The following is a 26,539-nucleotide window of genomic DNA, read 5'->3' on the forward strand; positions in this document are numbered from 1 at the left end:
TTTTGGACAAAGGTTTATGCAACAGGGGCGAGAAGGCCGTTCTTCTCGCCCCTGTTGCCAGGTTGGGACGGGTCTTGCTATCTATCCCGAAACCAACCGGGGCTCAGCATCGAACATGTTTCTCAAGACCGGGAGGTTCCTGCGCGGGGCAGGAATCCGGGCAGCTACCCAGAGCAGCAGCGGGGCGAGAAGGACGCGGGCGCCGCTACTCGCCGGCGGGCGCTCCGCCCTCGCCAGCGCTGCCGCCGCGCCCGCGGCCGCCGCGACGACGGCGACGGCGCTTGGGCGCCGCGCCCTCCGCGCCCGGCTGCTGCTTGGGCGGCTGCTGCTGGGACGGCTCGCCGCCGCCCTGCTGCGTGCGCCTCTTGCGCGACGGCTGCATGCCGCGCGGCGCAGTGCCGGCCGCCGCCTGGCCGCCCTTGTCGCCCGGGCGGCGGCGCCTCGTGGCGCCCTGGCCCTGCGAGGGCGCGCCCTCGGCCGAGGTGCCCTCGGCGGCCTGGTGGTGACGGCGGCGCGCGCCGTTCTGCTGCGTCTCGGCCGGGGCCGCGGCGGCCTCTCCCCCGCCGTCGCCCGGGCGGCGCTTGCGGCGGCGGCGCGTCGCGCCGGAGCCGCCCTCGCCGGACGGCGCGGGGCCGGTCGCGGGACGCTCGTTCTTCTCGCCGGACGGCGCGCCGGAGGACGCGCGACGACGCTTGCGTTTGGGCTCGACGAAGATGTCCGAGGCGTCCACCTCGGGCTCGGCGAGCACGCCGTTCTTGCGGTCGAGCTCGGCGAGGGCCATCTGCACGTCCGGGGACTCCAGGCGGTCGAGCACCTCGCGCGTGACGGTGTCCGGGCGGCACGGGCAGCCGAGCTCCTCGGACTTCTTGTGGGCGGCCTCGGAGGCCGTCATGTCGGCGAGCGCCACGCGGATCTGCTTGCCGCTCTCCAGGCGCAAGCAGAGCTGCTCCTTGGGGGTGTCGTACTCGATGATCTTGGCCTTGCCGAGCGGCGTGTCGATCACGGCGTTCTTCTTGGGCGCGCGGCTCTTGAAGTCGCGGTAGGCCTCGAACTCGTAGCGCAGGCAGCACATGAGGCGGCCGCATGCGCCGGAGATCTTGGTGGAGTTGAGCGGGAGGTCCTGCTCCTTGGCCATGCGGATGGAGACCGGGTCGAAGCCCGTGGCGAAGCGGCGGCAGCAGAGCTCCTGGCCGCAGTGGCCGTAGCCGCCCACGATGGCGGCCTCCTCGCGCACGCCGATCTGGCGCATGTCGATGCGGACGTGGAACTCGCGCGAGAGGTCTCGCACGAGCTGGCGGAAGTCCACGCGCTCCTCGGCGGCGAAGTAGCAGACGGCCTTCTCGCCGTCGAAGAGGTACTCCACGCCCACGGGCTTCATGTCCAGGCCGGACTCCGCCACGTGGCGGCGGAACGCGGGCATGGACTCCTCGCCGCGGCGGGCGAGCTCGTCGCCGCGCTCCAGGTCCTCGTCGGTGGCGATGCGCACGACGCCGCGCAGCTGCGCGTGGCCGATCGTGGACGAGAGCTCCTCGGGCGCGACCTCGCGGGCGTCGGCGGTGGCCAGGCCGATCTCCTGGCCGCGCTCGGTAGCGCAGATCACGTGGTCGCCCTCCTGGGCGCCGGTGCCGGCCGGGTCGAACCAGAGGTCGCGCGCGGCGTAGGCGAACTTCACCGGAATGACGGTGGGCATGTGAGTGCCTCCTTGACAGAGAGAAGCATGACCTCGAGGGTCAGCTGGGGTGACACGTTGCGGGCCAGGTCGTCCGCGGCGCGGGCGACGGCGTCCAGCGCGGCCACCACGCGGCGCGTGGAGGCGCGGGCGGCGAGCCGGTCGACCACGGCGGCGGCGTCCTCGTTGACGATGGCGTCCGGCAGGCCCTCCGAGCGCACGAGCACGTCGCGCAGGATGGACTCCACGGCAGCCAGAACCTCCATCATACCCGAACGCTCGCGGGCCGTAAGCTCGCGCTTGTTGGCGTCGGCCACCTGCTTGAGGGCGGCCGAGGTGAGGAAGTCCTGGGTCTCCTGCAGCGCCTCCTCCTGCGCCTTCTTGACGTCGGCGAGCGGGACGGACACCGCGCCCACGATCTCGCGCGCGGCGAGAAGGACGTCCCAGGAGTCGTCGCGCGGGAGGGCGTCCAGTGTGTCCACGACGAGGCGCCGCACCTGGCGTCGGCTCGCGGAGCCCAGGTACTCGACGGCGCGGGCGGGCGAGCCGGTCACGGAGAGGGCGATGCGGGCCTCGGCCTCGGTGCAGGGGCAGGCGCGCGTCACGGCGCGGACGCCCGCGGCGGCCGAGGGGGCGGCGAACGGCACCTGCTGGCAGCGCGAGACGATCGTGGGCAGCAGGGCGTCGACCGTGCGGCCGCAGAGGACGAACATCGTGTTGGCGGGCGGCTCCTCGAGGGTCTTGAGCAGGGCGTTCGCCGCCGCGCCGCGCAGGAGCTCGGCGCGCTCGAGCACGTAGACCTTGGTGCGGGCCCGGACGGGCGCCAGGCCCGCGTCCTCGATCAGCTCGCGGACCTGCGTGACCAGGTAGCCGGTCGCGCTCCCCGGGACGAGCCAGCGGACGTCGGGGTGGGTGCGGTGCGCCACGCGGCGGCACTCGTCGCAGGTGGCGTCGCCGCCGTTCGGGCAGACCACGCACTTGGCGAGCGCCTCGGCCGCCTCGTGCTTGCCGGCGCCCGGGGGGCCCAGGAAGAGGTAGGCGTGGGAGAGGCGACCCTCAGCGAGCGCCGTGGCGAGGAAGTCGCGCACGCGCGGCTGGTCCGCGAGGGCGTCGAGGGCGGCGGGCACCCGCGCGGGGGCTGCGGCGCTCATAGCAGGTCCCCGAGGGCGTCGAGCGCGCGGGCGAGCACCTCGTCCTTCTCGCCCGAGGCGTCCACCACGCGCACGCGGTCGGGCTCGGAGGCGGCGAGGCGCAGGTAGGCCGCGCGAACGCGCTCCTGGAAGGCCAGGCCCTCGGCCTCGAGGCGGTCCGCGCCGCCGGCCGTGGCGCGCGCGAGGGCGACGGCGGGCTCGAGGTCGAAGACGAGCGTGCGGTCGGGCACGGCGCCGCAGCTTCCGAGCGCGTTGGCGGCGTTCACGAGGTCGTCCGGCAGCTCGCGGCCGCCGGCCTGGTAGGCGTAGGTGGAGTCGTAGTAGCGGTCGCACAGGACCACGGCGCCGCGCGCGACGGCGGGCTCTATGACCTGGCGCGTGAGCTGGGCGCGACTGGCCTCGTAGAGCAAAAGCTCGCACTCCGGGACCATCTCGGCATTGGCGGGGTCCAGAAGCAGCGCGCGGACCTTCTCGGAGATCGGCGTGCCGCCGGGCTCGCGCAGGCGCACGACCTCGCGGCCGGACGCCGCGAGCGCCTCGGCGACCAGCGCGGCCTGCGTCGACTTGCCGCAGCCGTCAGCCCCCTCGAGCGTGATGAACACCCCGCGTCCCATGCGCCTCCCCTCGGTCTCGTAGCCCCTCAATGGTACCGCGCCGCCCCGCCCGCCGCGAGAAAACCACGGCGGGACGCCCCTCTCGGCGACGCCGCGCGACCCCGCGGAGGGTTTGGGTTCGGAAGTCGCGCCTCGCGTCGGACACTCGGCGAAAGACCCGCAGGTCAGCGAAGTGGTATCAAATCGATGGACCACTTTCGTCCCGTTTTTCGAACCCAAACCCGATTTGAGTTTGGGTTCGAAAAACCGGCGGTCGCCGACGTTTTCCCAGTTGGGCTCCAACGATGCGCCCGATTTGCCCGATTTTCGAACCCAAACCCTCTTGAGGGGTGCCGTCAGGGCCGATCGGGCGAGGCCACCGCCAGCTTGCTCACGCGGCGGTCGTAGGTGAGCAGGCCGTTGGTCTCCTCCTCCACGTCGCTGAGCTGCGTGTAGACGAAGCCGGCCAGGCCCTCGGCCTCGAGGGCGTCCGCACGGGCGAGAAGCGAGCGCACCTCGGCGGCAAACTCCGCGCCCCCGGCGGCCTCCTCGTAGCCGTACGACGTCGCCAGGCTCACGTGACCCGGGACCGCCCAGCTCACGCCGCCGAACTCGGAGATCGCGAACGCGCGGCGCGCCCGGGCGCGGTCGCGCCAGACCTCGAGCGGGCGGAAGTAGTTGTGCACGCTGAAGAGGTCGCCGCAGCCCTGGTCGTACCAGCCGCTCGCGGCGCTCACCGGGCGGGAGGGGTCGAGCCCGCGCACGAGCTCCGTGGCGGCGCGGGCATCGAACTGCCCCCAGCCTTCGTTGAAGAGCGTCCAGCCGATCACGCACGGGTGCCCCGCGAGCAGGCGAACCGTCCCCTCGCAGGTCGCGCGCCACTCCTCGCGGTACGCGGGGTCGTCGGCCGCGAGCCGGCGCCACGCACGCTCCCCGCGATCGGACATCCGCGTCCAGCTCGCGCGGAAGAGCGTGGGCTTGTAGCTCGTGTGCCACGCGCCGTACGCCCCGCCGCCCGAGGGCATGTCCTGCCAGACGAGCATCCCGAGCCGGTCACAGAGCGCGTAGAAGCGCGGCTGCTCGACCTTGATGTGCTTGCGCAGCAGGTTGAAGCCCAAGTCGCGCATCGTGCGGACGTCGTGCTCGAGCGCGCCCTCGGCGGGCGGCGTCATGAGGCCGTCCGGCCAGTAGCCCTGGTCGAGCACGCCGCGCAGGAAGAGGGGCTCGCCGTTGAGGTGCACGCGGGGCACGCCGGCGGCGTCCGGGCGCACCTCGACCGTCCGGAAGGCGCAGTAGCTGCGCACGCGGTCGGCGCCGAGGGAGACCTCCAGGTCGTAGAGGTGCGGGTCGCTCGGGCTCCAGAGGCGCGGCTCGCCCACGGAAAGCGAGAGCTCCACGTCGCCCCCGCCTCGGACGAATGCGGCCGCGCGGGCCACCTCGGACCCGTCGTCCAAGAGGCGGGCCACGAGCTCGCCCTCCCCCGCCGCGCGGGCGAGAAGGACCACGCGCCCCTCGCCCGGCCGCGCGTCCGCGCGCAGGTCGACGACGTGCGCGGCCGGCACGACCTCCCACCAGACGTCGCGCCAGATGCCGCTCTGGGCCGTGTACCAGATGCCGCCCCGGGCGAGGCGCTGCTTGCCGCGGAGCTGCGTGCCGGCATCGGACGGGTCGAAGACGCAGACGGCGAGCTCGTTCTTCTCGCCCGTGCGCAGCGCGTCCGTGACATCGGCCGAGAAGGGCAGGTAGGCACCCGTGTGCTCGGCGACGCGCACGTCGTTGACGTAGACGGCGCACGCCCAGTCGACGGCGTCCAGGTGCAGGACCACCCGCTCGCCGGCGGCGAGGACCGGCGCCTCGAGCTCGCGGCGGTACCACAGCAGCTCGTCCGGCCTAAGCTGGCGGCCTACGCCGGAGAGCGGGGCCTCGGGTGAGAAGGGCACGCGGACGGGCCGCCGGCCGCCCTCGGGCGGCGCGGCCGTGCGCCAGGCGGACGCGGCGTCGGGCGCGACGACGAACGCGCACTCCCACCTGCCGTTCAGCGAGGCCCAGCGCTCGCGTGCAAGGAGCGGGCGCGGGTGCGAGACGGGCGCGTTGTCCCCCTCGCCCGCCATGACCTGCTCGCCCCACGGCGTCCAGAGCTCCGCGAGCTCGACGTCCGTCGGCGGCTTGGGCTTGCTCGCGAGCACGCGCCTCAGGTCCAGCATGGCATCCTCCCTGCGCCCCCGAACCGCGCCTCCGTGGCCCTAGGACTTCTTTCGGCCGCGCGTCCCGCCCGTGCGACGGCCCCCGCGGCGCGGCGCGGCGGCCTTCTTCTCGCGGCCGGGGCAGTCCATGTTGGGGCAGAGCTTCCACGGGCCGCGGGCGGTGGTGACCACCACGAGCGGCGCGCCGCAGTCCGGGCACGTCTCCCCCGTCGCCTCGAGGGCGCCGCGCGCGGGCAGCGGGTAGCTCGTGCCGCAGTCGTCGTAGTTGGTGCAGCGGATGAAGCGCTTGCCGCTCTTCTCGGACTTGTGCGCCACCAGGCGACCGGAGCGGCCGGCCTCGGCGCACGCCGGGCACGCGCCCACGTCCACGTCGGGCTCGCGGTTGGTGGGGCACGCGGGGTTCACGCAGGTCTCGTACGCACGGCTGCGGAACGGCTGTACCTTCACGCGCGGCGCGCCGCACTCCGGGCACACGGCGGCCTCCCCCTCAAGCGCGGAGATCTTGCCCTGGGGCAGCGGGTAGGTGACGTCGCAGTCGGGCCATCCCATGCAGCCCACGAAGCTGCCGCGCGTCTTTGCCGAGCTCTTGACCACGAGGTCCTTGCCGCACTTGGGGCAGGTGCCCACCTTGGCGTCGGCCGTGACGGCGTCGGCGATGGCGTCGGAGAGGTCGTCGGTGTGCTCCACGAGCACGTCCATGAGGCCGGCGAGCAGCGCGCGGGAGTGGCCCACGACCTGCTCCTGCGCGCTCGTGCCCTCGGCCACGCGCGTCATGTCGTCCTCGAGCTCCGCCGTCATGTCGGGGCTCGTGATGCGCGGCGCGTAGGTGGTGAGCGCGTCGATGATGGCCATGCCGAGCTGGCTCGGCTCCACCGGGTCGTTCTTGAAGTACTTGCGCTCGTAGAGCGTGTCGATGATGCTGGCGCGCGTGGACTTGGTGCCCAGCCCGCGCTTCTCCATCTCCTGGATGAGCTTGCCCTGGCTGTAGCGAGCGGGCGGCTCGGTCTGCTTGGCGAGAAGCTCCATGTCGCCGACGGAGACCACGTCGCCCTCGGCGAGCGCGGGGAGCTGGTCGTCCTTCTTGAGGCCGTAGGGGTAGGCCGTGCGGAAGCCTGAGCTGACGAGCACGCTGCCCGAGACCGTGAACGGCTCGCCCGCGACGTCGAAGGTCACCTTGGTGCCCTCGATCGTGGCCGGGCCCATGAGCGTGGCCAGGAAGCGCCGCGCGATGAGGTTGTAGAGCTTCCACTCCGCCGGCTGGAGGCTGTCCGGGGATGCCGGGGCCGTGGGGTAGATCGGCGGGTGGTCGGTGGTCTCCTGCTTGCCGCGGGTCGCGGTGAGCTTGTCCTGCTTCAGCAGCTCGTGGCACACGGAGCCGTAGGCCGGCACCGTGGAGAGCATGCGGACGCACTCGCGCAGGTCGAGCGACTTGGGGTAGACCGTGTTGTCGACGCGCGGGTACGAGATGAGGCCGTCCATGTAGAGGCTCTCGGCCAGGCGCATGGTGCGGGCGGGCGAGATGCCCTCGGCGGCCGCGGCGGCCTGGAGGCTCGTGGTGTTGAACGGCGCGGGCGGGCGCTGGGTGCGGCTCTTGCGCTCCACGGCGGTGACGGTGCCCTCGGTGGCGCCGCTCACGTGGCCGAAGGCGGTCTCGGCCGCGGCCCGGTCCCAGAAGCGGGCGGTGGCGTGCGTGATCTTGAAGGGGCCGGCGGCGTCGCCGTCCTTCTCGGCCTGGCCCTGGATCACCCAGTAGTCCTCGGGCACGAAGGCGAGGCGCTCGCGCTCGCGCTCCACGACGAGGGCCAGCGTCGGCGTCTGCACGCGGCCCGCCGAGCGCACGGTGCCCAGGCCGCTCCAGCGCGCGGCGGTGAGGTAGCGCGTGAGGACGGCGCCCCAGATGAGGTCGATGTACTGGCGGGACTCGCCGGCGTCGGCGAGGTCCTGGTCGAGCTCGACGAGGTTCGCGAAGGCGTGGTCGATCTCGGCGCGGGTGAAGGCGGAGTAGCGGGCGCGGGCGACGGGCACGTCGGGAGCGACCTCGCGGATCTGGCGCAGCGCGTCGGAGCCGATGAGCTCGCCCTCGCGGTCGAAGTCCGTGCCAATGATCACGGAGTCGGCCTTCTTGGCGAGGTTCTTGAGGGCGCGGATGATCTCCTTCTCGGCGGGGAGCTTCTCGATGGGCGCCCACACCAGATAGGGCAGGCTCGCGATCTTCCAGCCCTTGAGGTCCACGCCGTCGGCCAAAAACGGCTTGCGGCGGGACTTGTAGGGCGGGCGGGCGAGGCCGTCGGGGACGTCCGCCGGGAGCAGCTCGCCGTCGGCGGTGAGGCCCTGCCAGCCGTTCTTGTCGTCGAACGTGAGCTGGACCGGGAAGTCGACCTTGAGGATGTGGCCGCGCAGGCCGATGGTGACGCAGTCCTCTCCGTCCCAGGTGAAGCGGTAGACCGGCGTGTTGTAGACCTTGTCGGCCTTGGGCTTGCCGGAGGTGGAGAGCAGGCGCGCGATCTGCTGCGCGGCGTCGTTCTTCTCGGTGACGATGAGCCTCACTGCGTCACCGCCCTAGAGCTTCTCGAGGTCGCGGTTCTCGTAGTCCTCGCGGGACCACTTGAGCGCCTCCTTGCCGTCGCGCGCGACGATGATGAAGCGCGCCACGGCGAGCGCCGCCTCGTAGAGGAAGATCAGCACGGCGAACATGAGGACCATCGTGACGGGCGAGGCGTCGGGCGTGACCACGGCGGAGAGCACCATGAACACCACGTAGACGATGCGCCACTGCGAGCGGAACGTCTTGTAGGGCACCAGGTGCAGGATCGACAGGTAGAAGATCACGAGCGGCAGCTGGAAGGCGAGGCCGAAGCCGATCTCCAGGAGCATGTAGATGTCCAGGTAGTCACTGGCCTCGGGCATGAGCGTGCCGATCTCGCGGGACTGCTCGAGCAGCCAGCCGAAGGCGGCGGGCTGGATCACGAAGAAGCAGAAGACCATGCCCAGGAAGAAGAGCAGGACCATGGCGCCCACCGTGGGCACGACCCAGCGGCGCTCCTTGGGCTTGAGGGCCGGCAGGAAGAAGGCCATGACCTCCCAGATGATGATCGGGCAGCAGATTATGACCGAGAAGAACAGGGCGACCTTGAAGCGGATGGTGAAGCCGCCGAGCACCGTGGTGACGACGAGCTTGGCCCCGTTCATTGCCTCCTCGATCTGGCCGATCATGAGCTCGATCAGCGTGGGCGTGGCGAAGTAGACGACGAGCGCGCACAGGAAGACCGCCACGACGACGATCGTGAGGCGGCGGCGCAGCTCGCCGAGGTGGTCCATGATGGGCATGCGTGCGGGACCGATCGGCATGGCTTAGGCCTCCTTCTCGTCGTCAGTGGCGTCCGTGCCGGCGCCGGAGGCGGGGTCAGCCCCGTCCGCTCCGCGCTCGGCGCTGCGCGCCTCGCTCACTTCGTGAGTCGCGACGGGGCTGTCCCCGTCTCCGGCGCCGGCGGTGCGGGGCCTCGAAGAGGAGGTCATCGCATACAGGTCGGCAAGGGAGGGCTTGGCGGGCTGGGGCTCGTCGGCGGCTTCGCCGGTTGCGACATCGGAGTCGTCGCCCTTCTCGGCGGGCTCGGGGGCGTCGGCGTCCGACTCGGCGGCGGCTGCGGCCTCGGCGGCCTCGCGCGCGGCCTTCTCCTCGGCGAGGCGCTTCTTGCGCTCGGCGAAGGTCTCGGCGCGCTTGGGGCGCGGGGCGTCCTCGCCCTCGGGGGCGTCGAGGTCGGCGTCCTCGTCGAGCTCGGCCGCGCGGTTGCGGGTCGGCTTCTTGGGGCTGTCGCTCAGGGCCTCGGCGGCCGGGTCCACGATGTTGGTCTGGACGACCTCAGTGAAGCCCTCCTGGGCGCTCTTGAACTGCCGCAGGGCGCGGCCGAGGGTGCGCCCCATGCCCGGCAGCTTGTCCGGGCCAAAGACCAGAAATGCGAAGAGCACGATAAGGACGAGCTCTCCCTCTCCAATGCCAAACACCGAAGGTATCCTCCCGATTCTGTGGTCGCGTCAGCGGGCCGCCTAGGCCTCGCGGATGTTGAGGTCGGACTGGACGCCGAGAAGCCCGAGCACCCGGGCGACGTTGCGCTGCGGGCGCGCGACGACGAACGTCGCGCCCGCCTCGGAGACGCGGTGCGCGGCGCCCACGAGCACGCCGATGCCCGTGGAGTCGATGTAGGGGACGTCGGCGATGTCGACGACGAGCTCGCCCGTCACGCCCTCTGCGATCTGGGCGTCGATGGCGGAGCGCAGCTCGTCGGCGCACGAGACGTCGACCTCCCCCGCGACGCGGACGAGGCGGTCCTCGCCGGCTGCGGTCGTCGTGATCTCAAGGCTCATGGTCTCTCCCTTCCCGCAGGCGGGCTACTCGCCCGTCTCCGAGGAATCGTCACTGGTGGCGTCGTCGGCGCCCTCGTCGGCATCCGCCGCCCCCGTGAGCTCGTCAACGCGGGACTGGGCGCTGGAGCCCACGCCCTGCTCGTCGTCCGGATCGAGCTCGACGGCCTTCTGGTAGGCGGCGAGGGCCTCGTCGGTCTGGCCCTGGCCCTCGTAGAGCAGGCCGAGGTCGTACCAGCCGGTCGCGTACTCGGGGTCGTCGGTCGTGAGAGCCTCGAGGTCCGCGGTCGCCGTCTCGGCGTCACCGAGGTAGTACTCGCACATGGCGCGCTCGGCGCGGGCGTCGGAGGCGTTGTCGAGCGCGAGGTAGCGGTCGTAGTAGCCGACGGCGCGCTCGACGAGCTCGGTGCCGTGGGCGGCCTCCGCGTCGTCCGCCGCGAGCATCATGACCGTGGTGCCCCACGTGGAGCACGCGCGGGCGGTGGCGAGCAGGGTCTCGGCGTTCTCGGGGTCGCCCTCGAGCTGGGACTCGAGGTCGGCCACGTAGTCCTCGTACTGGGAGTCGACGTAGTCGACGTCGTACTCGACGTTCTGGCCCTGGGTGCTCTGGAAGACCGACGCCAGCGCACCGGCGAGCGTGGAGAGGGCGAAGATCACGATGAAGACGATGACGACGGCCTTCTGGAAGGTGGAGAGCTCGCCAGGGCGACGCTCCCGCTTCTTCGCGACGGGCGTCGCCTCCGAGGCCTGCGGCCTCGTCTTCTGCTGTGTCGAACGACGCTTTGACATCCGCGTGAGTTCTCCCTGACAACTGCCGGCGCCCGATGCGCCCACGAAATCCAAGAGTATGCCACAGGCGCCCGCCCGCGCGGGGTCGGGCGCCCGACGCGGCGAGAATAACAGAACTTCGCCAGAGCCCGGGTGGCCGAGCGGCTAGGCGCGCTCCGCCTTGGCGAGACGCGCGGAGACGAGCTTGACCGCCACGACGAAGACGTCGAGCGCCTGGCCGAGCTCCTCGAGGCTCGGGTAGGTGGGGGCGATGCGGATGTTGGTGTCCTCGGGGTCCTCGCCGTAGGGCCAGGGGGCGCCGGCCGGGGTCAGCGTGACGCCGAGCTCCTTGGCGAGGCTCACGACGGCCTTGGCCGAGCCGCGCGGGCCCTCGAAGGAGACGAAGTAGCCGCCCTTGGGGTGCGTCCAGGTGGCGCAGCCCAGCTCGCCGAGGCCGGAGCTGAGCTTCTCCTCCACGAGGGCGAAGCGCGGCGCCACGAGCGCGGCGTGCCTCTTCATGTGCTCGGCGACGCCAGCGGCGTCCTTCAGGAACTTCACGTGCGCGAGCTGGGAGATCTTCTCCGGGGAGACGCGCATGGCCGAGAAGGCGCGGCGTAGCTCCGCCATGTCCGCGGGGCTCGCGGTCACCCACGCCATGCCGGAGCTGGGGAAGGTGACCTTGGCCGTTGAGGCGAACTCGTAGACGAGGTTCTTCTCGGCACCCTGCTCGGCGAGGGCGTCGAAGATGTTGAGGAGCTCGTCGCCCTCGCCGTCGAAGGTGTGGACGGCGTAGGCGTTGTCCCAGAAGATGCGGAAGTCGGGAGCGGCGGGCTTGAGGGCCGCGAAGGCGCGGACGACCTCGTCGGAGTAGGTCACGCCGGTGGGGTTGGCGTACTTGGGCACGCACCAGATGCCCTTGACCGTGGCGTCCTTCTCGACGTACTCGCGGACGACGTCCATGTCGGGACCGTCCTCGCGCATGGGGACGGGCACGTTCTTGATGCCGAAGCTCTCCGTCACGGTGAAGTGGCGGTCGTAGCCGGGCGCGGGGCAGAGGAACTTGACCTCGCCCTGCTGGCACCAGGGCTTCTCGCCGCCGATGCCGTGGACGTAGCCGTGCTCCACGCAGTCGTACATGATGTTGAGGCTCGAGGAGCCCATGACGGAGACGTTGGCCGCGTCCACGCCGAGGAGCTCCGCCGCGAGGGCGCGCGCGGAGGGCAGGCCGTCGGGCGCTCCGTAGTTGTCGGCGTCGACGCCCTGGTCGGAGAGGTCGGAGTCGGCGGTGAGCAGGTCGAGCATGGGCTTGGAGAGCGCGGTCTGCTCGGGGCTGGGCTTGCCGCGGGCCATATCGAGCTTGAGGTCGAGGGCGCGCAGGTCGGCGGCCTGGGCCTCGAGCTCCGCGATGGCGGCGTCGAGGGCAGCGTCGGTCATGTTCTGGTAGGCGTTGGGCATGAGTCCTCCTCTTGGTTGGTCCCGTCTGAGTATAGAGGCAAACGGGGCCGATGCTGCTACCATGTTCCTCACGAAAAGGAACGCTTACAGGGAGGGCACATGGACATGCGCTCGGAGGACTACGGGGAGCTGCAGCGCCTGGTTGACTCCGTGTTCCCCCCGGGCGTCTCCGCTGCGGCGACGGCAAGCCGCCTCGACGTGGAGATGCGCGCGGAGATCCTGGACCTCTGCTCCGACCTCATGGAGGTCGTGGCGGCGCTGCCGCCGCGCGCCTACACCCGCCAGCGCCTCTGCGACCAGATGAACTCTATTCTCACGGCCCGCGGCTGGGGCAACGTCTACGGGACGGTGGAGTAGCCGCGGCCTCGGGAGGGCAAGGTCCGGCGCTCAGACAGCTTGCCGCAAAGAGCGCGGCAAGAACTCGCGACGGACCTTGCCCTCCCCGTCCCCCGAAGGCCTACTCGTTGCCGAAGCGGCCGCCCGTGGTGGGGTACCCGTAGATCGAGCCGTCCTTGATGTCCATCTCGTCCTCCCACGGCAGCCTGTAGCGGCCGGCGGCGAGGTCCTTGATGTAGGTGAGGCCGGCGTCCGGCTCGCCTCCCGGCACGGCCACATAGCCGCGGTGGCCGAGGTTGTAGATGTTGTTCTCGAGGCCCCAGGAGAGGCGCGCGTTATCCGCGAGCTGCGGGTAGATCTCCGCCGTGACGATCTCCCACGGGTTTCTCTGCCCCTGGACGAGCGTCGTGCCGTCGAAGTTGCAGACCTGGCCCTCGCCGAAGTAGTAGAACGTCCCGTCGTAGCCGGCCAGGTTCACCGAGACCGTGTACATGAGGTTCTGCCAGGCGTTGGAGCGGTTGGTGAGGATCCACTGGTCGTTGACCTGCGTGGAGTATCCGGAGATGCGGATGTAGACGTTGCATCCCTTGTAGGCGGCCTCGCGCGCGAGCTCGGGGATCATGCCGTCGTGGCAGATGCAGACGGCCAGCTTGGAGCCGCCGGGGCCCTCGCAGACCGGCATGCCCAGGTCGCCGGGGTACCACGGCTCGATGGGGTTCCACGGGAAGAGCTTGCGGTACTTGAGGACGATGTCTCCCGCGGGGTCGATGATGATCGCGGTGTTGTAGGGGTTCTTCGTGGGGTCGGGGTTGCGCTCCATGATGGAGAAGACGCCGTAGACGCCGGCCTCCTGGCACGCGCGCGAGAAGGCCTCGGTCTCGGGGCCGGGGATGTCGCAGAGGAACTCGTCGGTGAGCCACTTGGCGGTGTTGAGGCCCTGCGTGCTGTACTCGGGGAAGACGATCAGCTCGACGCCGGGATAGCCGGCCTTGGTCGCCTTGAGCGTGCGCACGATGCTCTCGACCTGGCGGTCGATGTCGGCGCGGCTGTTCACCACCGGTGCGGGGAACTGGATCGCCGCCACCAGAAAGCCCATTCTCGGCTTACCCATGCTTCCGATGCTGCCCATGTCGTGCTCCTCTCCCTGTGGGTACCGAACACGACTTATGGTAGGTGAGTAGTATTGCGCATACTATATGTTGTGGTTACATCCGGGAGACGGCCCCATTTCGACGGCGGGCGGCACCAAGCCTGAACCTCCGGTTGGCGCCCTCCGGCTTGAGGCCCTTCTCGCCCGGCGGTCCCCGTGGCCCGCTTTCATTTGTGCACGAGTTAGGTTATATGCCATGTGTTCGATGGCAGATGCCAACTGGGAAAACTCCGACTCTTCCGCCGCAAAAGTGCCCCGTTTCGTCCGACGCGGAGGATAACTCGTGCACAACGTGAATCGAGGCGGCGCGGGCGAAAAACGGCGGCGCCCGGACTCCCCGGACGCCGCCGCGTCAGTCAGTGCTGCAACCTGCCGACTACTCGTCCTCGGCCAGGGCCTCGGCGATCTCGTCGGTCATGTTCATGGTGTGGTAGACGTTCTGGACGTCCTCCAGCTCGTCGAGGCGGTCGACGAGGCGCTGGACCTTCTTGGCGTCAGCCACGGAGACGTCGGTCGGCGTGGTGGGGACCATGGTGAGCTCGGAGCCCTTGACCTCGATGCCCTGGGCCTCGAGACCCTTCTGGACGTCCTGCATCTTGTCGTAGGCGGTCCAGACGATCCACTCCTCGCCGGCGTCCTCGTAGTCCTCGCCGCCGGCCTCGGCGACGGCCATCATGAACTCGTCCTCGTCGACGGCGTTCTCCTTGTCGGCGACCTTCTTGTCCTCGGACTTGATGACCTTCTCGACGGCGATGGAGCCCTTGCGCTCGAACTGGAACGCGACGGAGCCGGAGGTGCCGAGCGAGCCGCCGGAGTGGGAGAAGGCAGAGCGCACGTCGGCGGCGGTGCGGTTCTTGTTGTCGGTCAGGCAGTCGACGTAGACGGCCACGCCGGCGGGGCCGTAGCCCTCGTAGGTGATCTCGGCGTAGTTGGCGGCGTCGGAGCCGGAGCCGAAGGCCTTGTCGATGGCGGCCTTGATCTTGGCGTTGGGCATGGAGACCATGCGCGCGCGGGCGACGGCGGCGGCGAGCGTCGCGTTGTTGTCGGGGTTGGGGTCGCCGCCGAGCTTGGCCGCAACGGTGATGTTGCGGGAGAGCTTGGAGAACAGCGACGAGCGCTTGGCGTCGATGGCCGCCTTCTTGTGCTTGGTAGTTGCCCACTTAGAGTGTCCGGACATGCGCATCCCCTTCGTTGATCCATGGCATGAAACGTGCCTACGATAGCGAAGAGCGGCCGAAATGTAAAGGGTGACGAGAAGGTGACCTCACAGTCCGTACTTGGCGACGACGCGCCGGATCGCGCGGCCCCACGGCAGCCAGATCGCGGCGAGAAACGCAACCGTGGCAACACTGTGCGTCACGTCGAAGGGCAGGCTGGCCGCGCAGGCGAGCAGCGCGGACTCCCAGGTGAGCGGCTGGACGTAGCCGAGGACGTGGTAGCCGTTCAGGATGAGGCCGTAGACCAGGCCGGACGCAAAGCCCCACGCGTAGAGGGCCGGCCCGCGCGAGAGCAGGTCCTTCTCGCCCAGCACGCCGCCGACATAGCCGACGAGCCCCCAGGCGTACATCTGCCAGGGCGTCCACGGCCCCTGCCCGAAGAAGACGTTGGAGGCGAGCGCCGCCACGGCACCCACCACAAAGCCGCTGCGCCGGCCGAGCGCCGCACCCGCGAGGATCGCGATCGCGGAGACCGGCTTGACGTCGGGAATCGGCGAGAAGAGCACGCGCCCCGCCGCCGCGACCGCCGCGAGCACCGCCGTGGGCATGAGCTGGCGCAGGGCGGGCCGGGACGCCTCGAAGCTCGCGAGCATGAGCCCCAGGGCGAGAAGCGCCACGGCGAGCGTGAGGCCAGCGGTTGCCGGCACCCCCGCAAGCGCGAGCGCGACCATGGCCGTCGGCACCGCTAGCAGGGCCGGAATCTCCAGTGCGGCGAGCGCCCGGGCCCACGGTGTTTGTCTCTCCCCCATCATGGGTACCAGTTTGCCATAGGCCCGCGACCGAGGAGGCACCATGCTGTACATCGGCAACTTCAGCTACAACGACGACACCGACAGCAAGGACAACTACTGCCTCATGCCCATCGTCGTGGAGGCGGAGAACGCCGACGAGGCGATGGAGAAGTTCGCGGCGCACCTCCATGAGGTCCGCAAGACGTCCGACCTTCTCGACGGGGCGCACGAGATCTACCTCGACTCCCTGACCGAGCTCGAGGGCGTTCCCAGCGATCCCGTCATCTGCCAGTGGCAGAAGATCGTGCCGGCGATGGACGGCCTGTGCTCGATCACGAGCGCGCTGCCCGTGGCGGACGAGGACAGCGACCTCGCAAACGCCTACGCCTGGGGTGACGAGGACGACGAGCACGAGCACGTCGACGACCTCGAGGAGCTCGACGAGAACGAGCTCGCCGATCAGGAGCCGTTCCTGCTGTTCGAGTAGAGCCAGGATTCGCGCAGGAACTCGGCGGCGAGCTCGGTCGTCGTGACCTCGCCGTCGAAGACGAGCGAGGCCGTGTCGGCGACGGAACTCACGAAGGCGGCGTCATGGGTGGCGAGAAGGACCGTGGCGCCGCCGCTCGCCGCCGCGCGGACGCGCCCGGCCACCGCGGCGCGCGCCGCCCGGTCGAGCCCCTTGGTCGGCTCGTCGAGCAGCAACAGGCGCGGGCGCACGAGCAGGAGCTTCTCGAGCGCAAGCAGCTGCTGCTGGCCGCCGGAGAGGTCGTAGGGGTGACGGCCCGGACAGCCGGCGAGGCCCAGGCGCTCGAGCGCGGCGTCGACCTCGGCAGCCCCGTAGCGACCCGATGACGCGGACCACTCCATGAGCTCGTCACGAACCGTCTCGCACGCGAGCACCGCGCGCGGGTCCTGCGGCAGCAGGGCCTGGTCGCCGGCGCACGCGTTTCTCGCCCGCCCGCGCCGGGGGCCCAGCACGCCGGCCACGACCTGCAGCAGCGTCGACTTGCCGCAGCCGTTGGCGCCGAGCAGCGCGCGCACCTCGCCGGCGCCCACCGCAAGGTCGCAGCCGCGCAGCACCCAGTCCGCGTCGCGGTCGTAGCGGAACCACACGTCGTCCAGGGAGAGCACGGGGCGCACGTCCTTCTCGTCTGAGTGACGGGTTTTACCGCCCGTTGGGCACGAACCATCCTGGCGATGCGTAATTCCCGTCAGCGAATCGAGGGTGGCCGGGCGCAGCTCCTCGAGCGCGACCTCGCGCGCGCGGCCGCCCTCCAGCACGTAGGCGCACGTGGCGTAGTCGAGCATCGGGCCGGGCGCGTGCGTTGCCAGCACGACCGTCATGCCCAGCTCGCGGTTGGCGCGGAAGAGCAGGGCGAGAAACGCCTGCTCGGTGACGGGGTCGAGCATGCTCGTGGGCTCGTCGAGCAGGATCGCGCGCGGGCGCATGGCGAGCACCGACGCCAGTGCCAGCACCTGGCGCCGGCCGCCCGAGAGCTCGGCCACGCGGTCGCGGAACCACGGGCCCATGCCCAGGTATGTGGCGGTCTCTGCCACGCGGCGACGCATCTCCGGCTCCGGGACGCCAAGGTTCTCCAGGCCAAAGGCCATCTCGTGCCAGACCGTGTCGCAGACCATCTGGGCGTCCGGGCTCTGGAAGACGTAGCCCACCGCGCGCGCGGACGCCGCGGCGTCGAGTGAGCGAACGTCCTCACCGTGCGCGCGCACCGTGCCGGAGAGCTCCCCTACCGGCGCGACCTCGGGCTTCGCAAGGCGCAAAAGCGTTGACTTTCCCGAGCCCGTGGCGCCCGCGAGCAGTGCGAACGCGCCCTCGGGCACCTCGAGGGAGACGTCGAGAAGAACGGGCTTCTCGGTGCCCGCATACGCGAACGTCACGCGATCGAAGGCAAGCGCGCTCATCGCCGCCCCCTCTCGCGCAGGCGTGCCGCCAGCTCGGCCGCGGCGGGCAGCAGGGCGAGAAGCGCGCAGGGCACGCAGGCCCACCAGGGGCCGAGCCCACTCATGCGCGGGTAGAAGCGCCATTGCGCACAGACGGCCCATGCGCACGTGGCGGTAACGATGAGCAGGGCCGCAATGCCAGCAAGTGCCGCCATGTCCCGCGGGCGGGGACGCTCCGGCCGGTAGCTCGTGCGCGGCAGCCCCGACTCCCAGCCGCGGGCCCGCATGGAGTCCGCGCGCTCGATCGACTCCTCGAGCGACCACGTGAGCAGCATGGACGACGTGCGCGTGAGCGCCTCGCAAACGCCCGAGCGCGCGCCGGCCGCCGTGCAGGCGGAGAGCGTCGCGCGGACCTCGCGGGAGCGGCCGAGCAGCTGCGGCACCAGCTGAAACGCCATGCCCAGGAGCAGCGGCAGCGTGCGGGCCCGCCGGGGGGCGAGGGCGAGGAGCCGGTCCTGCGTGAGCACCGCGGCCGCGCCCTCGAACCAGAGGACCACGGCGACCATGAGGCCGCCCATCGTGGCCCCGTAGGCAAGACTCTCCAGGTAGACGCTGCGCGGTCCAAACTTGAAGAGGAGCGTGGAGCCGGAGGCCGAGAAGAGCGGGTTGAGCAGGCACACGAGCGCGAGCAGCGGCAGCTGCCACGCGAGCCCGCGCGCCGTTGCGGCGCCGCCCCGCGCGAGCAGCGAGAAGAGCAGCGCGCCCGCGAGCGAGACCGCCACGCAGACGGGGTGGACCGCCAGCATCGCGAGAGCGACCGCCCCCGCGAAGAGCGCGGCGGGGACGGTCGCGTGACAGGCGTCGAAGGCTATGGTTCGCTTGACGGCCATGGGCAGCGCTGGGGCGTGCTACTCGGTGAACTCGGTCACGTAGAGCCAGGTCACCACGTCGCCGGGCTCGAGCTCAAGCTCGGAGGCGGCGACCTCGGCCATCTCGCCGTTGACCTCGAACATCCAGCCGCTCATGTCGCCAAAGTCACCGCCGGCCAGGCCGTTGATGCCCTGGACGTACATGCCGTACTCGGAGTCCGAGGCGTTGACGTCGTCGGCGGCGGCAACGAGCGCGTCGTAGGCCGTGGCGCCCTCGGGGAGCTCGACGGTCGCCGTGGTCTTCTCGCCCTCACCTGCCGTCGCGTCGATCTCCACGGTGACCTCGATCGTGGCCTGCTGCTCCTGGCCGGTGTCAGCGGCGTTGTCGCCCGCAGCGGGCGCGCCGCCGCACGCGACGACGGTCAGCGCGAGCGCGCACGCGGCGAAGCCGCCGGCGAGCCGCGCGACGAAGGTCCTTCTCGACAGGTTCTTCTGAGACATGGGTGCCTCGCTTCCTCCCGGATGTCCGGGTGTCGGGAGGGCAAGGCGGGGCCAGCGGGCGTCCCCCGCCGTCCCTGGCACAGCCGTGTGCTGATCCGGAGTCAAACCGGAGCCGTTTTCAACATGACGTAGCAGCTGCAAGAGCCGTGCCCTCGATATGTGGTTGGGTCAGTGTAGCATGCGCGCGGCGCGCCGGCCCTTGCAGCCAGCCGTCAGGGATGCGCGCCTTTCGTGTACCGCCCGCGCGGGCGAGAAATGCGGGTATAGAGGAAGCATTTATCCGCTCCCGCAGAATCGGGGCACCATGTCTCGCCGCCCGCGCACCGCCCTCCTCGTCCTTCTCGCCCTGTTCCTCGCGCTCGTCCCAACGACGGCACGCGCGGCGGGGCTCGCCAAGCTCGTTGACCCCGACACCTCCGCCCGCTGGGAGGAGGTCTTTGGCACGGGCTCCGGCACCGTCTCAACGGAGAACGCCGGGCGCATCTGGGCCGACAAGTCCGTCTATGCCAGCGCCGACGACGCCCGCGCCGCCGGCCTGCCCGTGAAGATCGACGTGGACGACCACAGCTTCATCGTGGGCCTCTCCACGCTGGCCTCGGCCGTCTCCGTGCGTCAGGAGGGCGGCCCCGCGCATGACGTGGTCTTCGTGGTGAGCACCAACCGGCTTCTGGAGGACATCACCTACGGCGGCCGGCCCCAGGCAGACTACCTCGTCGACGCCCTCAACCAGGCAATCGCGCGCCTCATGGCGGAAAACGGTAACGGCGCCACCCCCACGCGCGTGGCCGTGATCGGCTACGACTCCAAGGTCACGACGCTCATGCCGCTCGGCACCTACGCTCCGGACGGAAACGGCCACTACGTCGCATACGACGGCGGCACGCTCTCCGTGACCGCCACGACCACGGACGGTGCGGGCACGACGGCCTCCGCGCGGCTCGGCAGCGGGTCCTACCTGCAGCTTGCGACGCACGTGGCGGGCGACGTTCTGACCGCCGCCGCGGACGACCCCGGCTCAGAGGGCCGCGTCCCCGTGCTCTGCCTCATGGGCCGCGAGACCCCGCCGATGGCGAGTCCCGACTTCACGAACCCGCCCGTCTACACCGGTGACGCCACGGGATTTCTTGGTCCGCTGCCGGGAAGCCGCGAGAACGGCTACGGCACGGACGCACTTCTCGCCACGCTGCTCACGATGCGAAACGAGGCCGCGCGCGTTGGCGCCGCATGGGGCCCCAAGCGGCCTCTCACGTTCTTCACCTGCGGCCTGGACACGAGCGAGACGGCCGCCTACCTGCTTGAAACCGCCCACGAGCAGGCGCACCACCCCCTGCCCGGCACCGGCGCGGCGTCCGGCACGGACCTGCGCGACAACCTCTCCACGGCGGCGCGGACGTTCGCCGAGGCCTCCGCGGCGGGCGAGAAGGACGTCACGCTGCACCTCTACGGATCCGGCACGCGCGGCCTCGTGGCCGAGGACGTCACCTTCCCCTGTGCGCCGGGCCTGCTCAGCGCCGCCGACGGCTACGAGGTCACGCCCGTCGACGACTATCTCTCCGCCCGCAGCGCGAGCGCGCTCTCGTGGGCCTTCGGCACCGTGGTGGACCGCTCGCTCGGCGTGGTCTACACGGCGCCGGCGTCGGGCGGCCCCGGTGACGACCGCCCCGGCGGCAGCCGCGTCACCGTGTCCGACGAGGTTGGCCCCGGCATGGAGGTCGCGCGCGTGAGCGGCATCGTGTATGGGGACACGCTGCTCGACGGCGAGCTTGCCGCGCAGGCCGTGAAGATCAGCCTCGAGGACCCCGGCCACGTCGAGGCCACGCACGAGTTCGGCTACCTCGTGGAGGCCATGAACGCGCGCTACGACCTCGGCCACTCCGTCTACGACCTCTTCTATGACGCCCTGCAGGACGGGCAGTTCTCCTACGACGGCCCCGGGGACTTCTCCAACCGCGCCTCGTGGTACGTGAACGGCGCGCACGAGATGATCCCGATGGGCGGCGAGCCCTTCGCCTTTGCCACGCAGGCCGAGGTGGACGCCGCCGCGGACGGGCGCTGGCAGGAGCGGGCGCCCGAGGACGTGCGCGAGAAGATCGAGGCCGCGCAGGACAGCGGCGCCACCGCCGTCTGCGAGACGTACTACTACATCGGGAACCTGCCCAACCAGTACACCGGCGGCGACGTCACGCTCTACGACTTTGTGGTCATGGTGGAGACGAGCCTTGCCACCGGGCGGCAGACGCTTCTGCTCTCGGTGCCCGTTGACGCCGTCCCCGCGCGCCGCACGAGCGTGACCTTGGCAGAGGACGGCTCGGCCACGCTGGCGCTTGACGGCGATACGGACGTGAAGCCGCTGCGCTTTGCGTATCTCGTCTCGCCCACGCCGGACACCGAGGCCGTGCTCGAGCGCGCCGATGCCGGCGAGGAGGTGAGCGACGAGGAGCTTGAGGCGGCGCTCGGCGCGGACGTGCAGCACGTGCCCTCGGGAGCGAGGGCGGTCTTTGCGAGCGCCTTCACCGGCACGGGCACCGACGCCGCCGCGGGAGCCGTGGCGTCTGCCTGGGCGGCGCAGACCAACTCCTACTATGCGTTTTCGCGCGACACGCCGCTCTTCTCGCGTACGTCGAGTGGCTACGCCCCGCTCGCGACGCTCCCCCAGAGCGGCCAGACCTACTACTTTGAGCAGACTGTCTACACGGCGGACGTCTCCTCGGCGGGTGGCGACGCGCCGGCCAAGGTCGAGAAGACCATGGAGCCCTACACGGTGGCCCTTGACGTGAGCGAGATCCCCCTGCGCTTTGACGTGCGGGACGGGCAGTGCGTGGTGCTCGCGGGCACGCCGCGCTACGTGAGCGCCACCGATCTGGGCTCCGCCGAGAAGGACCCTGACGTCACGGGCAGCGCGCCGTACGTGGAGTGGCTCTCGCTCGCCGAGGAGGGCGCCGGCGCCGTACGGCTCTCCGCTCGCCTGGGCAACAACGGCGCGCTCGTCCTGCCCGACGACGTCGAACCGGAGCCCACGCCTGATCCGGAGCCGAACCCGACGCCCGAGCCCGACGACCCCGGGACCGCCCCGGACCCCGGCCACGACTCCCCCGCACGGCCGGACGAGCGGCCCTCCGAAGACGGGCAGGTCGCCACCCCGGAAGGCGGCGACCTCCCCGCGACCGGCGAGCGCGACGACGGCACCGTCCTTCTCGTCCTGCTCTTCTTTGGTGCCTCCGCCGTGGCGACGGCCTTTGTCCTCCTCTGGCGTCGCTGAGCCGCGGCGGCGCGTCCCACTTGTGTATTCGGTTGGGAGTCGGTCGCCGACTCGGATTGGGGAAATTCCGCCCATGGAATACTCGATGACGGTATCCCCAATCCGGAAAGGACCGTCGTGCTTCTCAGCCTCGTCATCATCGTGCTTGGATTCGCCCTGCTCATCTTTGGCGCCAACTTCCTCGTGGACGGCGCCTGCAGCATCGCCGCGCGCCTCGGCGTCCCCGAGCGCGTGGCCGGACTCACCATCGTGGCTATCGGCACGTCGCTGCCCGAGCTCGTGGTCAGCGTCACCTCCGCCGTGGGCGGCCACGCGGATATGGCCTTCGGCAACGTCATGGGCAGCTGCCTGGCAAACCTGCTGCTCATCCTCGGTCTCTCGGCGGTGATCGCCCCGGTCACGCTCTCGCGCATCACCCAGCGCTTCGAGATCCCCGTGAGCGTGGCGGCCTGCGGCTTGCTCGCGCTCGTGGCCAACACGGACGGCCAGGTCACGCTCGTCGAGGGCGTGGTCCTTCTCGCTGCGTCCGTCGCCTTCGTGGCGCGGACCGTCGTCGTGGGCCTCGGCGAGGGCGCAACGGAGAAGGAGAGTGCCCCGGAGGACCCCGACACCGGAGTCGTCTCCTCAAACACCTTCCGTGACCTGCTCTTCATTGTGGGCGGTATCGCGATGCTCAAGTTCGGCGCGGACTTCGTGGTGGACAACTCCGTGGAGATCGCGGGCGCTATGGGCATCTCCGAGCGCGTCATCGGCATCACCGTGGTGGCGCTCGGCACGTGTCTGCCGGAGCTGGTCACGAGCGTGGTTGCCGCCTTCCGCGGCAACTCCGACATCGCCGTGGGCAACGTCGTGGGTTCCAACATCTCCAACCTGCTGCTCGTCATGGGCGGGCCGGCGCTCTTCGCCAACATCCCCTACGACCCGGCGTATAACGTGGACCTGGCACTGCTCGCGCTCTTCTCGGCCGTGCTCGTTGGCTTTGCCTTCATCGGGCGCCGCCACGAGATGAGCCGCGCCAACGGCGTCGTCTTCGTGGTGCTCTACGCCGCCTACATCGCCACGTCGGTGATGCGCTGAGCCATTACAGTTGTTCCAAAGGCAGAATATCGGCTGCCCTGTGTCACTTTTTTCCTTGTCTGTGTGCCTTCGAGCGACGTTCTTCGCAAATCGCGATTCAGACGCCTTCCTTAACAGGCAGTTCTTCGATGCGACAGCTGGGCTCGGACGCGGTGTCGAGAAACGGTCACACAGACGAAGGGAAAAGTGACACAGCCTCTCCGGTTTTCTGCCTTCAGGCGGCAAGGGAGGACAAAGAGGCGCTAGGCGAACGGCATCATCGGGAGGCACAGCAGCAGGAGCTGCACGATGGCGGCGAGGCTCATCCAGAAGCGCCGCATGGGCAGAAACGTGCGGTAGAGGAAGTCGTTCGGCAGGGCGTCCTCGGGGTCGCGCCCCTCGAGGAAGGCCCAGAGCCTGGTGGCGTCCGCAAGGTCGTGCTCGCGCATGTATCGGGTGACGCGAGCGTCGCAGGCACCGCTCCAGAAGCAGGCGAACAGGCGAAGGAACGACGCCAGGAGATACAGCCCCCTGCCGGTCGAGGTGTCCCAGTCCAGAAGCCACGTCGCGTAGAAGAAGGCTACCGTGGCGACGAAGAATACCGCATAGGCGAGCGCCGCCCTGAGGAGCAGCCTGACAAGCTCGTGGCGTGACTCGGCCTCGGCGCGCACCGCCGCGAGGCCGTGCTCGCCGAGCAGCTCGGAGGCGCTGGTCCCCAGCTCACTCGCCACGAGCGTGAGGCTCTGCACGTCGATGAGGGTCTTGCCGGTCTCCCAGTTGTTGACCGTCTGGCGGCTCACGTAGATGCGCTGCGCGAGCTCGGCCTGCGTGAGGCCTGACGCCTCGCGCCGCTCGCGGACGCGCTCGCCCACGACCTGCCGCGCGCTCTGGAGCTCCTCCGCCATGGCACGCCCCCTCTCCTTGCGGAAATCATACCCGCATCGGGTGCCCGCGGCGAGTCAAAACCCTTTGACACGCACCGCCCGGGTTGCCCCCCTCTCAGGGCGTGTACACAGTTGCGAAGTTGATTCTTTTCTCGGTAACCGATCTACCTGCTGAAACAATGTCGCATGGTACCGTATTAATTCTGCAACAGTGTACATACCCTGAGAGGGAGGTGTACACACCCTGTGGACGGAGCGCGCATGTCCTCAAAAGAGGAGACGGGCGGCCGCCGGGCGAGAGGGGCCGCTACGCCGTAAGGAAGATCGTGGCGCCGAGGGCGATGTAGACCAGGCCGGAGGCCACGGACGTCACGCGTCCGGCGCGCGGGCTGCGGGTCAGCAGACGCGAGAAGGGCGCCGCAACCAGCACGATCACCACGGTCCAGAGCGTGGAGAGCGCCACGTAGGTGAGGCCGAGCGCCAGGAACGGCACCGGACCGAAGGGGTTGGGCGTGGCCACGAACTGCGGCAGCAGCGCCAGGAAGAACAGAATGATCTTGGGGTTGAGCACGTTGGTCAGCACGCCCTGGGCAAAGACGCGCAGGTTGGAGCCAGCCGCGGGCTCGCCGTCCTTCTCGCCCACCGAGAAGGACGAACCACCGGAGAGGATGCTGCGCACGCCCATCACCGCGAGGTAGGCCGCACCTGCCACCTTGATCACGTTGAAGGCCACCGGAGAGGCGGCGAGCACGAGCGAGAGCCCGGCCGCCACGAGGATCGTGTGCACCACCAGGCCTGCGTTGATGCCGAGCGCGCTGGCCAGCCCCTCGCGCCGGCCGCCGGAGACGGTGCGCGTGAGGATGTAGACGGTGTCGATGCCCGGCGTGAGGCACAGGGCCGCCGCGGACGCGACGAAGCCCCCGTAGCCGACGATTCCCAGCATGAAGCGCGCCGCCCGGCCCTAGAGGACCTTGGAGAGGAAGCTCTGGGTGCGCGGGTTCTGCGGGTTGCCAAAGACCTCATCCGGCGTGCCCTGCTCCTGGATGATGCCCTCGTCGACGAAGATCACGCGGTCGGCAACCTCGCGGGCGAAGCCCATCTCGTGCGTGACGACCACCATGGTCATGCCCTGCTCGGCGAGCTCGCGCATGACGTCGAGGACCTCGCCGACCATCTCGGGGTCGAGCGCGGAGGTGGGCTCGTCGAAGAGCATGATGTCCGGGTTCATGGCCAGGGCGCGGGCGATGGCAACGCGCTGCTGCTGGCCGCCGGAGAGGGAGCTCGGCATGGCGTCGGCCTTCTCGGAGAGGCCCACGCGCGCGAGCAGGCGCTCGGCGGTGGCGGAGGCCTCCTCCTTGCTCATGAGCTTGAGCTCCACCGGCGCGTACATGACGTTCTCGCGCACGCTGTAGTGCGGGAAGAGGTTGAACTGCTGGAAGACCATGCCCACGTGCTGGCGGATCTTGTCGACGTTGGCACCGGGCGCGGTGATCGAGGTGCCGTCGATCACGATCTGGCCGGACGTGGCCTCCTCGAGACGGTTGATGCAGCGCAGGAACGTGGACTTGCCCGAACCGGACGGGCCAATGACGCAGACGACCTCGCCGGCGTGGATGTCGATGTCGATGCCGCGCAGGACCTGGGTGTCGTCGAAGTCCTTGGTGAGGCCCTCGACGTGGATCTTGACCTCGCTGGTGGTGTGCTTCTTGCTGGCCATTACTTGCGCATCCTTTTCTCGAGCTGGGACGAGACGATCATCAGCACGCTGGTGATCACGAGGAAGATCACGGCGACCCAGGTGTAGGTGGCGAAGCTCTCGAACGTGCGTCCGACGTAGACCTTGGCCTGGTTCATGATCTCGGGCAGGCCGATCGCGTACATGATCGTGGAGTCCTTGAGCGTGATGATGCACTGGTTCACGAGGCTGGGCAGGCAGATGCGCACGGCCTGGGGCAGGATGATCTTGCGCATGGTGGTGGCGTGGCCCACGCCGAGCGAGCGCGAGGCCTCCATCTGGCCCTTGGGCACCGACTGGATGGCGCCGCGGAAGATCTCGGAGATGTAGGCGCCGGCGTTCAGGATCAGCGTGATGATGCTCGCGGTGACCACGTCCAGGCGGAAGTCGGGGGCGATCGTCGCCTGGAGCAGCTGCGGGACGGCAAAGTAGAAGTAGAACGCCTGGACCAGCATCGGCGTGCCGCGGATGATCCAGATGTAGAACTTGGCGATGCCGCGCAGCGGGGCGATCTTGGAGAGGTTCATGAGGCACACGAAGATGCCCAAAAACATCGCCACCACGAGCGAGATCACGGTCACGTAGAGCGTGGTGGTCAGTCCGTTGGCCAGAAGCGGCCACACCTCGCCCAGCGTCTCGAAGAAACCGGCTAGATCCATGTCGTACCTTTGCGTCGGGGGGCCTCGCACGCGGGCCCCGGTGA

At 70.1% G+C, this 26,539-nt stretch carries 24 protein-coding genes; 4 read left to right on the plus strand and 20 right to left on the minus strand.

Annotated elements, in window-relative coordinates; translation table 11 throughout:
* Nucleotides 1–205: 205 nt before the first annotated feature.
* The 10 genes from INF26_RS05070 to INF26_RS05115 all read right to left on the minus strand — a co-directional run bounded on the left by INF26_RS05070 (nucleotide 206) and on the right by INF26_RS05115 (nucleotide 12,199).
* Entirely contained in the window at nucleotides 206–1,690 is a 1,485-nt protein-coding gene (locus INF26_RS05070; RefSeq protein ID WP_193529647.1) for a PSP1 domain-containing protein, read from the minus strand.
* Nucleotides 1,669–2,820, minus strand: coding sequence for a DNA polymerase III subunit (locus INF26_RS05075; protein WP_193529648.1), 1,152 nt, complete (start codon nucleotides 2,818–2,820; stop codon nucleotides 1,669–1,671). Before INF26_RS05075 ends, INF26_RS05070 begins: the two co-directional genes overlap by 22 nt.
* Complete coding sequence (gene tmk / locus INF26_RS05080) at nucleotides 2,817–3,434, minus strand: dTMP kinase (protein ID WP_193529649.1); 618 nt, start codon at nucleotides 3,432–3,434, stop codon at nucleotides 2,817–2,819. The genes INF26_RS05075 and tmk overlap by 4 nt, the downstream gene beginning before the upstream one ends.
* A gap of 335 nt (nucleotides 3,435–3,769) precedes the next feature.
* Nucleotides 3,770–5,617, minus strand: a complete 1,848-nt coding sequence (locus INF26_RS05085) for a glycoside hydrolase family 2 protein (RefSeq protein ID WP_193529650.1) — start codon at nucleotides 5,615–5,617, stop codon at nucleotides 3,770–3,772.
* 39 nt (nucleotides 5,618–5,656) lie between these two features.
* Entirely contained in the window at nucleotides 5,657–8,164 is a 2,508-nt protein-coding gene (locus INF26_RS05090; RefSeq protein WP_193529651.1) for a DNA topoisomerase I, read from the minus strand.
* A gap of 12 nt (nucleotides 8,165–8,176) precedes the next feature.
* Nucleotides 8,177–8,965 carry a twin-arginine translocase subunit TatC gene (gene tatC / locus INF26_RS05095; protein WP_193529652.1) on the minus strand — a complete coding sequence of 263 codons (789 nt, stop codon included), beginning with the start codon at nucleotides 8,963–8,965 and terminating at the stop codon, nucleotides 8,177–8,179.
* Nucleotides 8,966–8,968: 3 nt separating this feature from the next.
* Entirely contained in the window at nucleotides 8,969–9,619 is a 651-nt protein-coding gene (locus tag INF26_RS05100) for a Sec-independent protein translocase subunit TatA/TatB (protein WP_193529653.1), read from the minus strand.
* Nucleotides 9,620–9,661: 42 nt separating this feature from the next.
* Complete coding sequence (locus INF26_RS05105; RefSeq protein WP_193529654.1) at nucleotides 9,662–9,979, minus strand: STAS domain-containing protein; 318 nt, start codon at nucleotides 9,977–9,979, stop codon at nucleotides 9,662–9,664.
* Between the two features lie 24 nt (nucleotides 9,980–10,003).
* Nucleotides 10,004–10,765, minus strand: a complete 762-nt coding sequence (locus INF26_RS05110) for a tetratricopeptide repeat protein (RefSeq protein WP_193529655.1) — start codon at nucleotides 10,763–10,765, stop codon at nucleotides 10,004–10,006.
* A gap of 144 nt (nucleotides 10,766–10,909) precedes the next feature.
* A complete protein-coding gene (locus INF26_RS05115; RefSeq protein WP_193529656.1) occupies nucleotides 10,910–12,199 on the minus strand; it encodes a PLP-dependent aminotransferase family protein in 1,290 nt (429 codons plus the stop codon).
* A 99-nt stretch (nucleotides 12,200–12,298) separates the two neighbouring features.
* On the opposite strand from INF26_RS05115, the gene INF26_RS05120 reads away from it, so the two are divergent.
* Nucleotides 12,299–12,556 carry a hypothetical protein gene (locus INF26_RS05120; protein ID WP_193529657.1) on the plus strand — a complete coding sequence of 86 codons (258 nt, stop codon included), beginning with the start codon at nucleotides 12,299–12,301 and terminating at the stop codon, nucleotides 12,554–12,556.
* A 100-nt stretch (nucleotides 12,557–12,656) separates the two neighbouring features.
* Here the strand turns inward: INF26_RS05120 and INF26_RS05125 are convergent, their stop codons facing one another.
* The 3 genes from INF26_RS05125 to INF26_RS05135 form a co-directional block, all read right to left on the minus strand.
* A complete protein-coding gene (locus INF26_RS05125; protein ID WP_193529658.1) occupies nucleotides 12,657–13,664 on the minus strand; it encodes a formamidase in 1,008 nt (335 codons plus the stop codon).
* Nucleotides 13,665–14,061: 397 nt separating this feature from the next.
* Nucleotides 14,062–14,862, minus strand: a complete 801-nt coding sequence (locus INF26_RS05130; RefSeq protein ID WP_193529659.1) for a YebC/PmpR family DNA-binding transcriptional regulator — start codon at nucleotides 14,860–14,862, stop codon at nucleotides 14,062–14,064.
* Nucleotides 14,863–14,949: 87 nt separating this feature from the next.
* A complete protein-coding gene (locus INF26_RS05135; protein ID WP_193529660.1) occupies nucleotides 14,950–15,651 on the minus strand; it encodes a DUF6580 family putative transport protein in 702 nt (233 codons plus the stop codon).
* 43 nt (nucleotides 15,652–15,694) lie between these two features.
* Between INF26_RS05135 and INF26_RS05140 the strand changes: the two genes are divergently transcribed.
* Complete coding sequence (locus INF26_RS05140) at nucleotides 15,695–16,120, plus strand: hypothetical protein (protein WP_193529661.1); 426 nt, start codon at nucleotides 15,695–15,697, stop codon at nucleotides 16,118–16,120.
* Here the strand turns inward: INF26_RS05140 and INF26_RS05145 are convergent.
* Genes INF26_RS05145 through INF26_RS05155 form a run of 3 tightly spaced genes read right to left on the minus strand, consistent with a single transcriptional unit; the run spans nucleotide 16,093 to nucleotide 18,902 of the window.
* Nucleotides 16,093–17,553: an ABC transporter ATP-binding protein gene (locus tag INF26_RS05145; protein WP_193529662.1), complete on the minus strand. Its 1,461-nt coding sequence runs from the start codon at nucleotides 17,551–17,553 to the stop codon at nucleotides 16,093–16,095. The genes INF26_RS05140 and INF26_RS05145 overlap by 28 nt on opposite strands.
* Nucleotides 17,550–18,422, minus strand: a complete 873-nt coding sequence (locus tag INF26_RS05150) for an energy-coupling factor transporter transmembrane component T (RefSeq protein ID WP_193529663.1) — start codon at nucleotides 18,420–18,422, stop codon at nucleotides 17,550–17,552. The genes INF26_RS05145 and INF26_RS05150 overlap by 4 nt, the downstream gene beginning before the upstream one ends.
* Nucleotides 18,423–18,440: 18 nt before the next feature.
* The gene (locus INF26_RS05155; protein ID WP_193529664.1) at nucleotides 18,441–18,902 is read right to left on the minus strand and encodes a DUF4430 domain-containing protein; all 462 of its coding nucleotides are present in this window, start codon (nucleotides 18,900–18,902) and stop codon (nucleotides 18,441–18,443) included.
* A gap of 304 nt (nucleotides 18,903–19,206) precedes the next feature.
* On the opposite strand from INF26_RS05155, the gene INF26_RS05160 reads away from it, so the two are divergent.
* Both INF26_RS05160 and INF26_RS05165 read left to right on the plus strand, forming a co-directional pair.
* Nucleotides 19,207–22,161 (plus strand): hypothetical protein, encoded by a 2,955-nt coding sequence (locus tag INF26_RS05160; protein WP_193530135.1) that lies wholly within the window; start codon nucleotides 19,207–19,209, stop codon nucleotides 22,159–22,161.
* Between the two features lie 117 nt (nucleotides 22,162–22,278).
* A complete protein-coding gene (locus INF26_RS05165; RefSeq protein WP_193529665.1) occupies nucleotides 22,279–23,238 on the plus strand; it encodes a calcium/sodium antiporter in 960 nt (319 codons plus the stop codon).
* A gap of 242 nt (nucleotides 23,239–23,480) precedes the next feature.
* Here INF26_RS05165 and INF26_RS05170 read toward each other — a convergent pair whose 3' ends face one another.
* The 4 genes from INF26_RS05170 to INF26_RS05185 all read right to left on the minus strand — a co-directional run bounded on the left by INF26_RS05170 (nucleotide 23,481) and on the right by INF26_RS05185 (nucleotide 26,495).
* Nucleotides 23,481–24,122, minus strand: coding sequence for a helix-turn-helix domain-containing protein (locus INF26_RS05170; protein WP_193529666.1), 642 nt, complete (start codon nucleotides 24,120–24,122; stop codon nucleotides 23,481–23,483).
* A 286-nt stretch (nucleotides 24,123–24,408) separates the two neighbouring features.
* Entirely contained in the window at nucleotides 24,409–25,044 is a 636-nt protein-coding gene (locus tag INF26_RS05175) for a LysE family translocator (protein ID WP_193529667.1), read from the minus strand.
* 18 nt (nucleotides 25,045–25,062) lie between these two features.
* A complete protein-coding gene (locus tag INF26_RS05180; protein WP_193529668.1) occupies nucleotides 25,063–25,818 on the minus strand; it encodes an amino acid ABC transporter ATP-binding protein in 756 nt (251 codons plus the stop codon).
* A complete protein-coding gene (locus tag INF26_RS05185; RefSeq protein ID WP_193529669.1) occupies nucleotides 25,818–26,495 on the minus strand; it encodes an amino acid ABC transporter permease in 678 nt (225 codons plus the stop codon). Before INF26_RS05185 ends, INF26_RS05180 begins: the two co-directional genes overlap by 1 nt.
* Between the last annotated feature and the right edge of the window lie 44 nt (nucleotides 26,496–26,539).

It is taken from the genome of Thermophilibacter gallinarum (genome assembly GCF_014982725.1).
Lineage (GTDB): Bacteria > Actinomycetota > Coriobacteriia > Coriobacteriales > Atopobiaceae > Thermophilibacter > Thermophilibacter gallinarum.

Coding starts and splice junctions, on each gene's coding strand:
- INF26_RS05180 (WP_193529668.1), bottom strand. CDS start 25,818: ATGGCCAGCAAGAAGCACACCACCAGCGAGGTCAAGATCCACGTCGAG.
- INF26_RS05155 (WP_193529664.1), bottom strand. CDS start 18,902: ATGTCTCAGAAGAACCTGTCGAGAAGGACCTTCGTCGCGCGGCTCGCC.
- tatC (WP_193529652.1), bottom strand. CDS start 8,965: ATGCCGATCGGTCCCGCACGCATGCCCATCATGGACCACCTCGGCGAG.
- INF26_RS05085 (WP_193529650.1), bottom strand. CDS start 5,617: ATGCTGGACCTGAGGCGCGTGCTCGCGAGCAAGCCCAAGCCGCCGACG.
- INF26_RS05130 (WP_193529659.1), bottom strand. CDS start 14,862: ATGTCCGGACACTCTAAGTGGGCAACTACCAAGCACAAGAAGGCGGCC.
- INF26_RS05135 (WP_193529660.1), bottom strand. CDS start 15,651: ATGGGGGAGAGACAAACACCGTGGGCCCGGGCGCTCGCCGCACTGGAG.
- INF26_RS05110 (WP_193529655.1), bottom strand. CDS start 10,765: ATGTCAAAGCGTCGTTCGACACAGCAGAAGACGAGGCCGCAGGCCTCG.
- tmk (WP_193529649.1), bottom strand. CDS start 3,434: ATGGGACGCGGGGTGTTCATCACGCTCGAGGGGGCTGACGGCTGCGGC.
- INF26_RS05070 (WP_193529647.1), bottom strand. CDS start 1,690: ATGCCCACCGTCATTCCGGTGAAGTTCGCCTACGCCGCGCGCGACCTC.
- INF26_RS05145 (WP_193529662.1), bottom strand. CDS start 17,553: ATGAGCGCGCTTGCCTTCGATCGCGTGACGTTCGCGTATGCGGGCACC.
- INF26_RS05125 (WP_193529658.1), bottom strand. CDS start 13,664: ATGGGCAGCATCGGAAGCATGGGTAAGCCGAGAATGGGCTTTCTGGTG.
- INF26_RS05160 (WP_193530135.1), top strand. CDS start 19,207: ATGTCTCGCCGCCCGCGCACCGCCCTCCTCGTCCTTCTCGCCCTGTTC.
- INF26_RS05170 (WP_193529666.1), bottom strand. CDS start 24,122: ATGGCGGAGGAGCTCCAGAGCGCGCGGCAGGTCGTGGGCGAGCGCGTC.
- INF26_RS05115 (WP_193529656.1), bottom strand. CDS start 12,199: ATGCCCAACGCCTACCAGAACATGACCGACGCTGCCCTCGACGCCGCC.
- INF26_RS05175 (WP_193529667.1), bottom strand. CDS start 25,044: ATGCTGGGAATCGTCGGCTACGGGGGCTTCGTCGCGTCCGCGGCGGCC.
- INF26_RS05185 (WP_193529669.1), bottom strand. CDS start 26,495: ATGGATCTAGCCGGTTTCTTCGAGACGCTGGGCGAGGTGTGGCCGCTT.
- INF26_RS05120 (WP_193529657.1), top strand. CDS start 12,299: ATGGACATGCGCTCGGAGGACTACGGGGAGCTGCAGCGCCTGGTTGAC.
- INF26_RS05150 (WP_193529663.1), bottom strand. CDS start 18,422: ATGGCCGTCAAGCGAACCATAGCCTTCGACGCCTGTCACGCGACCGTC.
- INF26_RS05140 (WP_193529661.1), top strand. CDS start 15,695: ATGCTGTACATCGGCAACTTCAGCTACAACGACGACACCGACAGCAAG.
- INF26_RS05105 (WP_193529654.1), bottom strand. CDS start 9,979: ATGAGCCTTGAGATCACGACGACCGCAGCCGGCGAGGACCGCCTCGTC.
- INF26_RS05075 (WP_193529648.1), bottom strand. CDS start 2,820: ATGAGCGCCGCAGCCCCCGCGCGGGTGCCCGCCGCCCTCGACGCCCTC.